14 protein-coding genes are annotated in these 14,632 nt (G+C 67.8%); 7 read left to right on the top strand and 7 right to left on the bottom strand.

From position 1 onward, the window contains the following. Window positions 1-149 precede the first annotated feature (149 nt). The 5 genes from SOM61_RS14090 to tssK all read right to left on the bottom strand — a co-directional run bounded on the left by SOM61_RS14090 (window position 150) and on the right by tssK (window position 5,387). Window positions 150-887 carry a DNA-binding protein gene (locus SOM61_RS14090; RefSeq protein ID WP_320474671.1) on the bottom strand — a complete coding sequence of 246 codons (738 nt, stop codon included), beginning with the start codon at window positions 885-887 and terminating at the stop codon, window positions 150-152. A 126-nt stretch (window positions 888-1,013) separates the two neighbouring features. Then, a complete protein-coding gene (locus tag SOM61_RS14085; protein WP_320474670.1) occupies window positions 1,014-2,513 on the bottom strand; it encodes a hypothetical protein in 1,500 nt (499 codons plus the stop codon). Beyond that, the gene (locus SOM61_RS14080) at window positions 2,510-3,748 is read right to left on the bottom strand and encodes a hypothetical protein (RefSeq protein WP_320474669.1); all 1,239 of its coding nucleotides are present in this window, start codon (window positions 3,746-3,748) and stop codon (window positions 2,510-2,512) included. The genes SOM61_RS14085 and SOM61_RS14080 overlap by 4 nt, the downstream gene beginning before the upstream one ends. Window positions 3,749-3,752: 4 nt before the next feature. Further along, window positions 3,753-4,016, bottom strand: a complete 264-nt coding sequence (locus SOM61_RS14075) for a PAAR domain-containing protein (RefSeq protein ID WP_123070953.1) — start codon at window positions 4,014-4,016, stop codon at window positions 3,753-3,755. An 18-nt stretch (window positions 4,017-4,034) separates the two neighbouring features. After that, window positions 4,035-5,387: a type VI secretion system baseplate subunit TssK gene (gene tssK / locus SOM61_RS14070; protein WP_320474668.1), complete on the bottom strand. Its 1,353-nt coding sequence runs from the start codon at window positions 5,385-5,387 to the stop codon at window positions 4,035-4,037. A 158-nt stretch (window positions 5,388-5,545) separates the two neighbouring features. Between tssK and tssE the strand changes: the two genes are divergently transcribed. The 4 genes from tssE to SOM61_RS14050 all read left to right on the top strand — a co-directional run bounded on the left by tssE (window position 5,546) and on the right by SOM61_RS14050 (window position 9,526). Beyond that, entirely contained in the window at window positions 5,546-6,076 is a 531-nt protein-coding gene (gene tssE / locus SOM61_RS14065; protein WP_320474667.1) for a type VI secretion system baseplate subunit TssE, read from the top strand. Window position 6,077: 1 nt separating this feature from the next. Beyond that, the gene (tssF, locus tag SOM61_RS14060; protein ID WP_320474666.1) at window positions 6,078-7,919 is read left to right on the top strand and encodes a type VI secretion system baseplate subunit TssF; all 1,842 of its coding nucleotides are present in this window, start codon (window positions 6,078-6,080) and stop codon (window positions 7,917-7,919) included. Beyond that, a complete protein-coding gene (gene tssG / locus SOM61_RS14055) occupies window positions 7,883-9,001 on the top strand; it encodes a type VI secretion system baseplate subunit TssG (RefSeq protein ID WP_320474665.1) in 1,119 nt (372 codons plus the stop codon). Before tssF ends, tssG begins: the two co-directional genes overlap by 37 nt. 117 nt (window positions 9,002-9,118) lie before the next feature. After that, a complete protein-coding gene (locus SOM61_RS14050) occupies window positions 9,119-9,526 on the top strand; it encodes a DUF2750 domain-containing protein (RefSeq protein ID WP_005664212.1) in 408 nt (135 codons plus the stop codon). A gap of 3 nt (window positions 9,527-9,529) precedes the next feature. Here SOM61_RS14050 and SOM61_RS14045 read toward each other — a convergent pair whose 3' ends face one another. Beyond that, window positions 9,530-9,961 carry a response regulator gene (locus tag SOM61_RS14045; RefSeq protein ID WP_320474664.1) on the bottom strand — a complete coding sequence of 144 codons (432 nt, stop codon included), beginning with the start codon at window positions 9,959-9,961 and terminating at the stop codon, window positions 9,530-9,532. A gap of 243 nt (window positions 9,962-10,204) precedes the next feature. Between SOM61_RS14045 and SOM61_RS14040 the strand changes: the two genes are divergently transcribed. Together SOM61_RS14040 and SOM61_RS14035 are read left to right on the top strand one after the other, a co-directional pair. Beyond that, the gene (locus SOM61_RS14040; protein ID WP_414674988.1) at window positions 10,205-12,466 is read left to right on the top strand and encodes a PhoX family protein; all 2,262 of its coding nucleotides are present in this window, start codon (window positions 10,205-10,207) and stop codon (window positions 12,464-12,466) included. A gap of 132 nt (window positions 12,467-12,598) precedes the next feature. Then, window positions 12,599-13,066 (top strand): hypothetical protein, encoded by a 468-nt coding sequence (locus SOM61_RS14035; RefSeq protein WP_320474663.1) that lies wholly within the window; start codon window positions 12,599-12,601, stop codon window positions 13,064-13,066. On the opposite strand, the gene SOM61_RS14030 is transcribed toward SOM61_RS14035, so the two are convergent. Beyond that, the gene (locus tag SOM61_RS14030) at window positions 12,991-13,884 is read right to left on the bottom strand and encodes a LysR family transcriptional regulator ArgP (RefSeq protein WP_320474662.1); all 894 of its coding nucleotides are present in this window, start codon (window positions 13,882-13,884) and stop codon (window positions 12,991-12,993) included. The two genes, SOM61_RS14035 and SOM61_RS14030, sit on opposite strands and share 76 nt — an antisense overlap. 95 nt (window positions 13,885-13,979) lie before the next feature. Between SOM61_RS14030 and SOM61_RS14025 the strand changes: the two genes are divergently transcribed. Further along, window positions 13,980-14,597 carry a LysE/ArgO family amino acid transporter gene (locus SOM61_RS14025; RefSeq protein WP_320474661.1) on the top strand — a complete coding sequence of 206 codons (618 nt, stop codon included), beginning with the start codon at window positions 13,980-13,982 and terminating at the stop codon, window positions 14,595-14,597. Window positions 14,598-14,632: the final 35 nt, after the last annotated feature.

Raw genomic sequence — 14,632 nt, 5'->3', positions numbered from 1 at the left:
GAGCTGTCGAAACGCTTGCAAGCTTCGCTGCACTAAACACGTCGTCCCCGCGAAGGCGGGGACCTAAGTTTGCAAGAGCTGTCTAAACGCTTGCAGAACTTGGGTCCCCGCCTTCGCGGGGACGACGTGTTTATGCCAACTGGTTTTTCTTATTTGCGCGCGCGCAGCGTTTCGAGTTCGGCGCGCAGATTGCTGCGCTCGGTGCGCGAGTTGTCGAGCGTGGTGCGCAATTCCTTGACCTCGGCCGCCAGGTTGTCGCGTTCGGTCGTGACGCCAATCAACTCCATCTGTGCGCGCAGGCGCGCATCCGATTCGCCTGCGGTGGCCGCCACATTGCGCTCGAGCTGCTGGCGCAGGTCGGCCAGCTGGGCATCCTTGCCGTCGATCGCCAATTGATCCTTGGCCTTGCCGACCAGCGCGTCGGCCGCGATCTGGCGCGCATTGCGCAGCTCGGCCGTCAGGCGCTCGATCTCTTCGTTGCGTTCGTCTGCGATCAGCTGGGCCTGTTCGCGCGCGACCCGCGCATCGCTCAGTTCAGTGTTCAGGCCATCGCGTTCGGCTTCGAGTTCATTCCCCGCCGCGAGCAGCGCATCCATATCGCTTTCGGCGCGTGCCAGCGCATCGCGCATGCCGGCGCCGGCATCCTGCGCATACTGCTGGGCCCAGCGGCCCAGTTCGGCCAGCAGCTCGGGCGGCATCTCGGCCCTGGGCGTCTCGACCGGTTTGGCATGGCTGGCGCGCCAGGTGGCCAGGTGCTGGTGGATGGTCTTGGTCGAGCCGGCGCCGATCAGGCCGCGCACCGCCTCGATCGTGACTTGCTGCTTGTCGTTCTGGAGCGTGTCGGCCGCCTCGATGACGTCGCCGAGCGTCACGTCCAGGTGTGCCATATCCGTTTTCATACCGCGTGAGGATGTTCGTTGTAGGGCTGTCCATCATACGCTAGACAGTGGTTTAGTTGCTCGAAAGCATCGCACGATGCGGCCGAGTGTCGCGGATTTGCCGCTATCCGAGGCCTAGGCCGGGTTTGTCGATGTCATGGTGGCAAAATTCTCATCCAGCCAGGCGCCCAGTGCCTCGTTTCCCGGGCCGTCGAGATGCGGCAGCATCGCCGCGTACCAGGCGCGCCCGTCCTCCTGGCCCAGCACGGCGCGAACGATGGGCAGGCTGTTCTGCAGGAAGATGCCGAACAGCGGCACCCGGCGCACGAACAGCAAGGTCGCGTCAAGGCAACCCAGGCCCGTATAGAGCGCGCGCATCTGTTCGAGATACGGCATCGCCCGCGCCGCCTGGCCGGACTGGGTCAGGGCCGAGATGAAGCTGGTTACGAGCTGCGGGTCCGGCATCTCGCGCGAGGTGGCATTGCGTTCGCGCGCCCAGGCGATCCACTCTTCGCCGCGCGCAGTGTCGCCCGTCATGGCGCAGCAGCATCCGGTTTGCATGGCATTGAAGGCGCTCGGCTCTTCGTCGCACAAGGCATTCCAGTAGCGCTGCGATTCGGTCCAACGCCCCAGGCGCGCGCTGGCCATCGCGCACAGGCGGATCGCATCGATGCGCAAGCCGTCCTGCGTGGCAGCGACATGGGGCGTGGCGCCGGCCAGCGCTTCCTCCAGGCGGCCGGCGCCAAGATGGTCGATGGCGTCGACCAGTTGCGGCGGGTCGGCCGGCGCCTGTCCGGTTTCCATCGCGGCCGGTGCGCTGCATTCTGCAACGATCCGTTCTGCATCCATGCCCGGCAGCCGCAGGTAGGCGATGACGGGGCGCGTGGTCTTCTTGTCCTTTTTTTCGCCAGGTTCGACCTGCACATTGTCGATCGAGACGAACGGGTCGCCTTCGGTGCGATACAGCGTCACCGCGCTGTAGCGTGCGGCGTCCGCCTCGACGCCGGCGCCGAGGATCGAAAACAGTTCACCGGGCGCGGTCTCGAGCCGGTGCACGACGACGTGCGGCTCCTCGATCCAGGCGAATCTGCTCGGCAGCTCGAACGGCGTCGCCCAGCCGCCGGTCAGTTCACAGAACGGTTCTTCGGCCGCGCCGCGCGCCAGCGAGCGGGGCAAGGTGGCCAACAGGATGAATTCGACGATCCAGCTGGCCACGAGCGCGCTGCCCTCGATCCGCATCCCCGCGACGTGGCGTACTTCGTTCTCGGCCAGCAGCATCCCGAAGCGCCACATGTCCAGGGGAGCCGCGAGCAGCGAGGCGAAGCTGCCGGCGTCGGCGATGGCAAGCCAGGCGGCCCAGTGGGCGTACCAGCCCGCGACGCCGATCGCCAGGCCCAATCGGCCCATCCACATGGGGTTGCGCGCCTTGGCCTGGCGCGCCACCTGGCGCGCGGCCACGCCCATGACGACCGCAAACACGCACATGGCGAACCAGTTGAGCAGGACGAGCGGCGAGTGGATCGTCAGCCAGGCATACAGCCAGGCCGGGATCACGACCAACAGCGCGCAGGCAGCCGTCGCGACGATCGCTTGCGCCGGCAGGCGGCCCGACGGCACGTAGTAGGCTGAGCTCATGGCGTGTCCTCTCGCTTGGGCGCGGGGCGGACCAGGGCCAGCGCGCGCAAGTCCGGCGTGTCGTTGCCCACGCAGAGCAGCGGCGCATCCTGTTCGAGCGCGGCGTGCGCGGCCAGCGCCAGCGCGGCGACGAAGGGCACGGCGCCGCATGCGCCGCAGGCCGGGCCGAGGCGGACGATGTCGCTGGCGTTGTCGAGGTGTGGCGTGGTGGCGCCGCCGAACTCCATCAGTTCGAGCGCGTGGCGCGTGTCGGCGCCGGTATCGGCGACGACCATCGCGATGGCGGCCGGTGCGATCGCCGTGCCCTGGAGCAGGCGCCCGGCGAGCGTGTTCAGGCGCTGCGGCGACAGGCGTTTGAGGCTGGTGGATGCAAGATCGCAGGCGTCGGCTTCCAGGCTGACGTGCGCGATGCCGGCGCCGTCCGCGGCCGGCGCCAGCAGCAGGCCGGCCGCGCCTTCGCCGGGGATGCGGCCGCGCGGGTGAAAGGAGGTAAACAGCGTGCCGTTGGCCGACCAGCGATCGACCGTCTGCTGGCCGACGTGGGAGCAGAAGGCGAGCAGGATCGTCGCGGCGGGCGCCGACGTTCTTTCCGCTTGCTGCGCCAGCCGGGCAATGAACGGCGCCGGGGCTGCCGGCTCGGCCACGTCGATGCGGGCTGCAGGCCAGCCAGCCTGCGCCAGCACCTGCCTGTACCACATCGATGCCGCCTGGCGTCGATCCACCTGCCAGTCATCCGGCAGCGCCAGGGCCAGTTGCAGCGTGAAAGGCGCGCCTTCGTCTGGCGCCGGCAGCCCTGCCGCGCGGTCGGCGAGCTCGCGCAGGACCGCCGTGCCAAGGACGAGTGCGCGCCACATCTCGTCGCTGAAACGCGGCGCCGGCGTGGCATAGCTGTCCAGCCAGCCGGCGATCTCTTCGCGCACCGCTGCGTCCCCGGCCTGTTCGCAGCGCGCGCTCATGACCGGTAAACCGTCGTCGTCGACCAGTTCGCGGTCAAGGTCGGCATCGACCTTGTTGGCGGCAAGCGCGGCGCCCAGTTCGTCGGCGGAGGCGCCGTGCGGCGTGCGCAGCGCGCTGGCGAGGATCGACAAGGTCGGGCAAGCTCGTTCCAGGACGGCGTCCTGCTGCACTGCCGGGGCGGCGGCGGACTGCGCGACAGGCTGGCGCGCTAGCAGCCTGCCGCCGATGCGGTTGAACCAGCCCGGGGACGGCGCTGCCGTGGTCGTGGTGGTGGACATGGGCTCAGACCTGGTCGATGGTGGTTTGCTGGCCGGCGATCAGCGTCGCGCCGCAGGCGGTCTTGTCGCCATGCCGCGCCGCCGCCTTGCCGTCGACGATCAGGGTCGCATCGCCTTCGATGATCGGCCCGGGGCCGTGCTTGGGGCAGCTCGTCCTGTCGCCCATGCGGGCGATGCCGACGCCGTCGATATCGCTGTGGGGCGAGGCTTCCAGTACGACGCCGCCGTGCGAGGTCTTGTCGCCTAGTCTGATCAGTGCTCCTGCCATGGTCGCTTTCCTCCTTTTTCAGGACATCACCGCCAGCAGCTCGAGCCTGAGCTCCTTCATGCCGGCCGGGACGTAGATCGAGATCGACTGCGCCTTGAGCATGCGCTCGTACATCGGCCCTTTCGCCTCGAGGATGAAGTAGCAGGTATCGGGCCGCACGGGGATCGCCGCCGGCGGTTGCGGCGTGTACTGCAGGCGCACGCCGGGCAGGGCCGAGAGCACGAACTTCTCGACGTCGTCCGGTGCGCCGACCTTGAAGCGCAGCGGCGCCACATCGACCAGTTCCACCGCCGGGATGTCGGCCGAGACGGCGATGTAGAAGGTGGTGTCGTCGTCGATCTTGCCCGAGTCGAGCATGCCGATGTGGTAGCAGGGCCGCACCTCGTTGAGGGCAATGCCGAAGTACTTGGCCGAGATGACCGTGTCGAGCAGCTCGCGGATGATCTGGTGCAGCCTGGCGAAGGCGGGACCGGGATCGTGGTGCTGGTAAGAAGGCAGGTCGGACAGGGTCCAGCTCTTGGAAAAGGTCATCAGGCCGCCGGCCACGTCCAGCAGCGCCTCGAACACGCGTTCCGGGTGCAGCGCCGGGTGGTTGAAGTGGTGCGACAGCGCCGCATAGGCCGAACTGGCCGTGTGCAGCAGCCAGAACGACGACATGTCGCCCGAGCGGAATTCGATGACGTTGCGGGTCGGCTCGCGGTGGTGGCCGTACAGCGCGCCGACCTTGGCCTGCAGCGCGTCGAGCAGGCGGCGCAGCTGCTGGAACAGGGCCGGGGCGGCGCCCAGCGACATCGACGGCGGCACCAGCGCCGGATCGAGCTCGAAGCCGCCGGTGGCGCTTCTGCGCACGCGCAGCAAGGGAAAATGGATGTAGGCGTCGCGCGGCTCGAATTCGGACACCAGGCGCAGCGCGCGCTTCAGGTAGGCCAGCTGCACCGGCGCCGCCTGCGTGTAGAGGTCGGGCGTCTCCTCGTTGGCCTGGATGAAACGTGTCGTGCTGGCGGACTGCGTGGCCACTTGCCCCGGCTGGACGAAGTTGGCATTGAAGGGCTTCAGTCCCGGCAGCGCCGCGTAATACGTCACGGCCTGCACCGACTGCTGCAGGCCGCTCAGGTCGACGGTGCCGGGCAGCTCGTCGAGGCCGGGCGCTTCATACAGCTCGCCGTCCTGGAAGCGCAGCGATAGTCCCAGCACGCGCAGCATGCCGCTGGCGAGGGCTTCGCGGTCGATCTCGAGCCCGTCGACCCCCCATGCATACGGATGCGCCGCCTTGACGCCCTTGTACAGGCAATGCTCGTGATAGGCGTCCTGGCGCTGGAAGTGCTGCGGGCGCAGCAGCAGACCTTCGCCCCAGAGAACTTTGCTGGTCATGGCTGTCGTTCCTTCACCTTGTTCTGTGCGAAAGGAAACGATAACGACGAGATGGTGTTGCGCATGTGAACTTGATCAAAGGTTGGCGCTGAACATCGTGGCAACATGCGATTGGTTTTCAGTGCGCAACACCAGCGTGTGCCAACGAGGGGGGATCGATGAAAGGATTCACGCCGGACCTGTTCGACCGCCTGCTCGGCCAACCGCTGCGCAATGGCGTGGTGGTCGCGCGCCTGAACGTCGAGGAACTGAAGGATGCGGTGGCGCGCGACCTCGAAGCCCTGCTCAACACCCGCTCGACCATCCAGGACGGCGCGCTGGTCGGCTTTGCCGAATGCGGCCAGTCGATGGTCGGCTATGGGCTGTGCGATTTCGCGGACCGCTCGCTATCGAGTCCCCTTGATCGCGCCCACATCTGCACCTGCATCGAAAAGACCATCGCGCGTCATGAGCCGCGGCTGCAGAACGTGAAGGCGCTGCTCGAGATGCAGGGCGATGGCGGCGCGCCCTCGGTCAATCGCCTGAGTTTCTCGATCACGGCGGTGCTGGTGGGGAGCATGTCGCAGGAGCCGGTCAATTTCGACGCGGTGCTGCAGCCGTCCACGCTCCAGTACAGCATCCGCAAGGCCGGCCGCGCGGGCGCGGGCAATGCCGCCGGCGCGGCATCATCCACGGCGGCGGGAGCCTGAGTTGGACCAACTGCTGCCCTATTACGAAAGCGAACTGGCCTACCTGCGGCGCAACCTGCGTGAATTCGCCGAACGCTATCCGCGCATCGCCGGCCGCCTGTTGATCAGCGGCGAGGTATGCGAAGACCCGCATACCGAACGCATGATCGAGTCGTTCGCCTTCCTGAACGCCCGCATCGCCAAGCGCCTGGACGACGACTATCCCGAGTTCACCGAGGCGCTGTTCGATGTGCTGTATCCGCACTACCTGCGGCCCTTTCCATCGTGCTCGATCGCGCACCTGGACGTCGCCGCCGCGGCCAGGCAGCAGACCACGGTGAACACCATCCCGCGCGGCACCAAGCTGACTACGCGCCCGGTGCGCGGCGTGGCTTGCATCTTCCGCACCGTGTACCCGGTCGCGATGGCGCCGCTGGTCCTCCACCGCGCGGTGTTCTCGCCGATCATTCACGCGCCGGATGCGGTGCGCCTGCCGCCCGGCGCCAGCGCGAGCATCAGCCTGTCCCTGAACGTCGTCTGCGATGGGGGCGGCCTCGAGGCGATCGACCTGCCGGCGCTGCGCCTGTTCCTCGATGGCGAACCCTCGTTCTGCGCGGCCCTGCGCGATGCGCTGCTGGCGCGCACCGTCGCGGCCTACGTGCAGCCCGAGGGCGGCCACTGGATCGCCCTGCCGGCGCTGCCGGTGCGCGCCGCCGGCTTCGTCGAGGACGACGCCCTGATCGACTTCCCGGCCCGTTCCCACACCGCCTACCGCCTGCTGACCGAATACTTCTGCTTTCCCGAGAAGTTCAACTTCGTCGACCTCGACCTGGCGCTGCTGGCGCGCAGCCTGCCCGCGGGCACGCGCCGCATCACCGTGCACCTGGCCCTGAACGGGATCCGCAGCGACTCGAACCTGGCGCGCATGCTGTCCACCCTGTCGACCAACAACCTGGTGGCGGGCTGCACGCCGGTGATCAACCTGTTCGCCCAGCGCGGCGAACCGATCCGCCTGACCCATGCCACGGCCAGCTATCCGGTGCTGGCCGATGCGCGCCGCGCCTATGCCTACGAGGTCAATGCGATCGACGAGGTCAACCTGGTGCGCCAGACGCCGCAGGGCGAGACGGTGGTGCGCTTTCAGCCCTTTTATTCGCTCAAGCATGCGCAGACGCCCGAGCAGAACGGACATTACTGGGCCATGCGCCGCGACGACACGATGGCCGAGCGCAGCCCGGGCTTCGAGACCCAGATCTCGATCGTCGACATCGACTTCGACCCGGCCGACGTCGAGACCACGACCCTGAACCTGGAGCTGACCTGCACCAACCGCGACCTGCCGCTGCTGCTCAGCTACGGCCAGCCGGGCGGCGACCTGTTCCTCGAAGGCGGCTCGGGGGTGCGCGAGATTTCCTTCCTGCGCAAACCCAGCCCCACCTGGCGCTTCGCGCGCGGCCGCAGCGCGCACTGGCGCCTGATCTCGCTGCTCTCGCTCAACCACCTGTCGCTGGCCGACGGCGGCGTCGACGCCTTCCGCGAGATGCTGGCCCTGCACGACTTGCCGCGCTCGGCGGCGTCGACGCGCCAGGTCGGCGGCATCATGGCGATCGCCTATACGCCCACCAGCGCCTGGCTGTCCGGGAACCCCTTCAACTGCCTGGTGCGCGGGGTCGAAGTGCGTATCGCGATCGATGAAGAGGCGTTCGTGGGGAGCGGCATCCATGCCTTCGCCCACATCGTCGAGCGCTTCCTGGCGCTGTACGTGCACGCCAACAGCTTCACCCAGCTGGTGATCGTGTCCCACCAATCCGGAGAGGAGCTGCTGCGATGCGGGCCGAGAAGCGGAGAACTGAGTCTCCTGTAATCGAACGCCTGCTGCGCGAGCCGTGGCGCTTCGAGTTCTTCCAGGCGGTGCGCGTGCTCGAGCTGTGGCTCAAGCGCCGCGGCCGGGGGCCGCACGGCCTGGTGGCGGACATGCTGCGGTTCCGGAACACCCTCTCCCTGGGTTTCCCGGCCAGCCAGATCGAAGCCATCGAGCCCGAGCTGCGCGACCTCGAGGTCGGCATGCCCTTCGAGCTGCCGATCGACGCCGCCGCGCTGGGCGAGGCGGTGCGCGAAGGGACCTTGCGCCATGTGCACCTGACTCCCGCCTTCATGGGCCTGCTGGGCGGGCATGGCGTGCTGCCGGCCCACTACACCGAGCGCATCGCCGAGCACGGGGCGCGCCACAAGAACGAAGACGAGGACGACGGCCCGCGCGCCTTCCTGGACGCGTTCTCGAACCGCTCGCTGGCGCTGTTCTACGGCGCCTGGCGCAAGTACCGCTTGCCGTTCAAGTACCAGCTGGACGGCCAGGATGCTTTCCTGCCCCTGCTCCTGTCCCTGGCCGGCCTGGGCGACGCCGCGCTGCGCCGGCGCCTGGCGGACGAAGCCGACGGCGCCGTGCTGGACGAATCGATCGGGTATTTCGCGGCCGCGATCCGGCATCAATCGGTGTCCGCCGTGCAGCTGGCGCGGGTGCTGTCGGAATACTTCGGCGAGCAGGTCGAGGCCGAGCAGTTCATCGGTTCCTGGTACGACGTGCCGCCGGCGCAGCAGACCACGCTGGGCCAGGACAGCGCCGTCCTCGGCACGCGCGCGATCGCCGGCGCGCGCGTCTGGCAGCGCAGCCTGCGCCTGCGCCTGGTGGTGGGGCCGCTGGGGCATGCCGGTTTCCAGGGCTTCCTGCCGGGCGGCCTGGCGGCGCGGGCCTTGGGGAGCGTGCTGGCGCTGTTCACCGGCGTCGCGCTCGAATACGAAGTCGAGGTGGTCCTGCGCGCCGCCGACGTCCACAACACCACGCTGGACGACCTGCATCCCGGCCGCCTTGGCTGGGACGCCTTCCTGGTGCTGGACGCCCCGCCGGGCGACCGTCACGACGTGCGCTATGCGCTGAACGCGGCCTGAACACCCCGGCCGGCCGGGCATCCTGCTCCCCTTGAGCTCCTGTCGAACGCACCCACCGGCGCCCGATGGCGTATCCTGATGATGTCAGGCTTTGCGCCTCAATGAACGGGAATGGTGATGAGCGAACGTATCATCTCGGCGATCAAGCTGGGCGGCCAGCAGCTGGCCGCCGTGGTTACGCTGCCGGGGCCGGAACGCTACGAGTACTTCATCAAGCGCGTCGCCGACGCGCGCGAGGTGTGGGGGCTGTACCAGGACGGCTGGGCCCTGGCCAAGACCGACGACGGCACCCTGGTGTTTCCGATGTGGCCGGCGAGCGACTACGCCAGCCTGTGCGCCGAATACGAATGGGACGGTTATGACGCCCAGGCCTTCTCGCTCGAGGAACTGATCGACGAACTGCTGCCGCAGCTGGAAGAAGACCGGGTCTTGCCCGGCGTGTTCTACACCCCGGGCGACAAGGGCATCACGCCCAGCGTGGTCCAGCTGATCGGCGATCTCGAAGATGAACTGAGGAGGACGTAGGGTTTACACCCGCCCCAGCAACTCCTCCACCACCTCCAGCTGCACCGGCTTGGTGAGATGGTGGTCGAAGCCGGCCTCGCTCGAGAGCTGGCGGTCGCTCTCGGCGCCCCAGCCGGTCAGGGCCACCAGCACGACTCCATCCAGTTCTTCCATGGCGCGCATCGCGCGCGCCGTATCGTAGCCGCTCATGCCCGGCATGCCGATATCGAGGAAGGCGACGCGCGGGCGAAACTCCCGCGCCGCCTCCAGCGCCCCGTGGCCGTCGTGCCCCACCCGGGGGACGTGGCCCGACGCTTCCAGGATCATCGACAGCGTCAGCGCGGCATCGACGTTGTCGTCCACCACCAGCACTTTCAGTCCGGCGCCGCCGTCGCGGCCCGGCGCGTCCCCGTCCTGCGGCGTGCAGCGCGCGCTCGGCCTCCTTGCGTTCGGCATCGAGCCGCACCTGCTCGGTGATGTCGCGCGAGATGACCAGCAAGCGCGTGTCCTGGCCGTCGCTTGCGGCGGTGCGGGTGATCCAGTGAATGACACGGAAATCTTGAAGATGCCGGTGAGAAAAGCACAAGCGTGCCGCTCCAGTGTCATCAAACTGTGACCAAACTGTCACGGAGTCGTCATGTTGCCTTACTACTATGCAGTGGCTTTCCTTTCCCACACTAAAAAACAGGATCCACTTCCGTGAACAAGCCGACCGATCTCGCCCGCATGCCTGTCGAACACGATGACATCGATTCGAACAACTCGTCGAACGAACACTTCAGCACCGTTCTCCAGACCCGCCTGAGCCGCCGCAACATGCTGCGCGGCGGTGCTGCAACGGCCGCGACCGCCCTGCTCGGCAGCTTCGGCCTGACCGCCTGCGGCGGTTCGGACGACGATCCTGTCACCCCGCCGCCACCTACCGGCACCAATCCGCCGCCGGCGCCGGTCGAAAAGCTGCTCGGCTTCACCGCCGTCGGCAAGAGCCTGGCCGATAAAGTGGTCGTCCCGGCCGGTTATACCGCCACCGTCCTGTACGCGCTGGGCGATCCGCTCACCAGCAGCACCCCGGCCTACAAGAACGACGGCACCGACACCGATTTCGAGAACCGCGCCGGCGACCACCACGACGGCATGGAATTCTTCTCGCTGTCCGACAGCGGCGGCGTCTCGACCAGCGGCGCCACCCGCGGCCTGCTGGCGATGAACCACGAAGCCACCACCAACGAAGGCCTGCCGTCGTACTTCGTGCACGCCAATGGCGGCACGAATGCGCTGCCGCGCCCGGCCCTTGAGGTGGACAAGGAAATGGCCCTGCACGGCCTGTCGGTCCTCGAAGTGCGCAGCAACGGCGGCAAGTGGGAATACCTGTCGGGTTCGACCTTCAACCGCCGCGTGCACCAGCAGACCGAAGTCCAGCTGTCGGGTCCTGTGCGCGGCAATGCCCTGGTCAAGACCAAGTACTCGCCGGACGGCACCAAGTTCCGCGGCACGATCAACAACTGCGGCACCGGCCGCACCCCATGGAACACCTATCTGTCGGGCGAGGAAAACTGGGCCGGCTACTTCACCCGCTCGGCGACCGACAACGCCGCGCGCGGTGACAAGAGCGTCGCTTCGCTCAACCGCTACGGCATGTCGCAGGGCGCGGCCTCGCGTCACGGCTGGGAAACCGGCGGCGCCGACGACAAGTACCAGCGCTGGGACCTGAGCAAGAAGGGCACCTCGACGGACGGCAGCGACGACTATCGCAATGAACTCAATGGCGAAGGCTATATCGTCGAGATGGACGCCTACGACAAGACCCGCGCGATCAAGAAGCGCACCGCGCTGGGCCGCTTCGCCCACGAAAGCGCCTCGTTCGGCCGCCTGGAAGCCGGCAAGCCGCTGGCCGTCTACATGGGCGACGATTCACGCGGCGAATACATCTATAAATTCGTCTCCACCGCACCGTGGAACCCGGCCGACTCGGTCGCCACCGACCGCATCGCCACCGGCGACAAATACCTCGACAGCGGCAAGCTGTACGTGGCCAAGTTCAACGCCGACGGCAAGGGCCAGTGGATCGAGCTGACCATCGCCAACGCCGCCATCGCCGCTTACGCGACCTACAAGTTCGCCGACCAGGCCGACGTGCTGGTCAACGCCCGCCTGGCCGCCGACGCCGTCGGCGCGACCAAGATGGACCGTCCTGAATGGTGCGCGGTGAACCCGGCCAACGGCGAGATCTACTACACGCTGACCAACAACAGCAACCGCCGCGTCGAGCCGAGCAGCTCGAGCCAGGTCGCCCCGGACGCCGCCAACCCGCGTTCGTACACCGACATGAAAGGCACCACCGCCCAGCTGGGCAACTCGAACGGCCACATCATCCGCGTGCGTGAAGACGCCGCCGGTTCGACCGCCACCAGCTTCGCCTGGGACGTCTACCTGTTCGGCGCCGAAGCCGCCGCCGATGCGTCGCGCATCAACCTGTCGGGGTTGACCGCCGACCAGGACTTCTCGAGCCCGGACGGCCTGGCCTTCAGCACCTCGACCGGCATCTGCTGGTTCCAGACCGACGATGGCGCCTACACCGATGTCACCAACTGCATGATGGTGGCCGGCCTGCCGGGCAAGGTGGGCGATGGCAAGAAGGTCTCCCTGAGCTATCCGAAGACCGACGGCTCGACCCTGAACGTCGACACCTTCGTGGGCAAGGCCGCCAGCGCCGATACGCTCAAGCGCTTCCTGGTCGGCCCGGTCGGCTGCGAACTGACCGGCATCACCGAGACCCCGGACGGCAAGGCGCTGTTCGTCAACATCCAGCACCCGGGCGAGACCACCGCCGCCGCGAATATCGGCGACGCCAGCAAGTACACCAGCCAGTGGCCGGCGAACGCGGGCTACGGCGCCGGCAAGCGTCCGCGCTCGGCGACCCTGGTCATCACCAAGAACGACGGTGGCCGCATCGGTTCGTAATGTAAGGACCTCCCAACCGTAAGGCCGAACGGGCCGGTTGCGCAAGCAGCCGGCCCTTTCCTTTTATGACGCGCAAGACGGTATTGTTCGCGCCATGTCAGCATCGAGCGGACCGACCAACGAGGAGCCGCCATGCCTGCCCTGCCGCTATCGACCTACCTGCGCCTCGTGCGCGCCAGCGCCGCCTACGACGTCATCCAGATCCTGCCCTTCGCTACGCCCTGGACCTTCACCCTGCTGCTCGACCGTCTGTCGGCGCTGAACGTGTGGCTGGGCGGCGCACCACTGCCGCCGTTCGCGCCGCTGCACCTGTTGTTGTCCTCTCTCCTTGGCACCCTGGTGCTGCTGTGGTGCGCCGTGCGCCTGAAGGAACCGAACCTCCGCCTGGGTCGCTTCGACGGCCTCGGGCGCCTGCTGTTCGCGTTCTGGATAGGCTGGGCGATGCTGAAGGCGGATCTGCCGGTGCTGTGGCTGTTCCTGGTCCCCGAGCTGCTGTGGGGCGTGGCGCAGTGGTGGCCGGTCGCTCAGGCGAGCGGCAGCAGCACGCCGCGCGCCGCCTTCACCAGCGACATTCCCATGCGCTCCAGCCGCGGCGGCTGAATGCGCCAGGCGTGCCAGTACAGCGGCACGTCGTGGAACAAGTCCGGGGCCAGGTCGACCAGTTCTCCATTCTCGAGAAAGGCGCCGCATTGCTCCTCCGGCAGCATGCCGTAGCCCATGCCGTGGCGTACCGCGTGGACGAAGGGATCGCTGGCCGGCACGTAGTGAAACGGATAGGCGCCGTCCGGCAGGCCGAAGTGGGTGAGCAAAAATGAAGACTGCATCGCATCCTTGCGGTCGAACACCACCAGCGGCGCGCGCTGGGCCGCCGCGCGCGTCATCCCGTCCGGGAACCAGCGCCGCGCGAAGTCGCTCGAGGCCACCATCCGGTAGCGCATCACGCCGAGCGGGCTGGCGCTGCAGCCGCGCATCGGCTCGGTCTCGCCCGAGATACAGGCCACCGCATGGCCGCCCTCCAGCAGCGCGAAGGTATGGCCCTGGTTGTCGAGGACGAATTCGACCAGCAAGCCTTCCGCATCCAGGATCGGCGCCAGCACCGGCAGCAGCCAGGTCGCCAGCGTGTCGTTGTTGACGGCCAGCGTGACCCGCGCCGGGCCGGGGTCATCCTTCATCCCGGCCAAGAATTCCGATTCGAGCAGCGTCGAGCGGCGCAGATATTGCAGCAGCCGCGTGCCGGGCGCGGTCGGGCGGCAGGGACGGCTGCGCACCAGCAGCGGCGTGCCCAGCTCTTGCTCGAGCGCCGCGATGCGTTGCGAGATCGCCGACGGCGTCACCTTGAGCTGGGCGGCGGCGCTCTCCAGGCTGCCGCAATCGATGGCGGCCAGGAAGGCGGCGCTGCGGCGGGGATCGATGGTCATGGGTTAGATTTTCTTAAGTAGCCTGAATAATCATGAATATAATTGAATCAGGCCCGCCGGGCTGGGATAGTGGCGCTTTCACGAAGGAGGCGGCCATGTTCTCGCACCAGGTTTATCTACAAGGGTTGGTCCTGGGCGCCGGCCTCATCATGGGCATTGGCGCCCAGAATGCCCATGTGCTGCGCACGGCGGTGCGCGGCCGGCACGTGCTGCCGACCGTCGTCACCTGCATCGTGGTCGACGTGATCCTGATCGCCGCCGGCACCGCCGGCCTTGGCGCCCTGATCGAGGCCTCGCCGCTCCTGATGGCGGTGGCGCGCTATGGCGGCGCCGCCTTCCTGATCTGGTATGGCCTGCGCTGCTGGCGCAGCAGCCTGCGCGGCGGCGCTTCGCTGGCGGCCGACCCGTCGGCGCAGGCCCAGACCCTCGGCGCGGCGCTGGCGAGCGTGCTGGCGCTGTCGCTGCTCAATCCGCACGTCTATCTCGACACCGTGGTGCTGCTGGGCGCCGTCGGCAGCAGCCTGGCGGCCGAGCAGCGTAGTTCCTTCGCGCTGGGCGCCATCACGGCCTCGATCCTGTGGTTCACGGCGATCGGCGTCGGCGCCCAGCGCTTCGCCCCGGTGCTGGCGCGGCCGACGGTGTGGCGGGTGTTCGAGGCGCTGACCGGCGCCATGATGCTGGTGCTGGCGGCGTTGCTGCTGATAGACAGCTGAGCAAAATAGTGGATGGGCGGCAAGCTTATCGGTGT

This window comes from Massilia sp. CFBP9012 (assembly GCF_034045115.1).
In the GTDB taxonomy this organism is placed as follows: domain Bacteria; phylum Pseudomonadota; class Gammaproteobacteria; order Burkholderiales; family Burkholderiaceae_D; genus Telluria.
The sequence above is the reverse complement of the archived record's forward strand: the minus strand, read 5'-3'. Positions and strand labels throughout refer to the sequence as shown.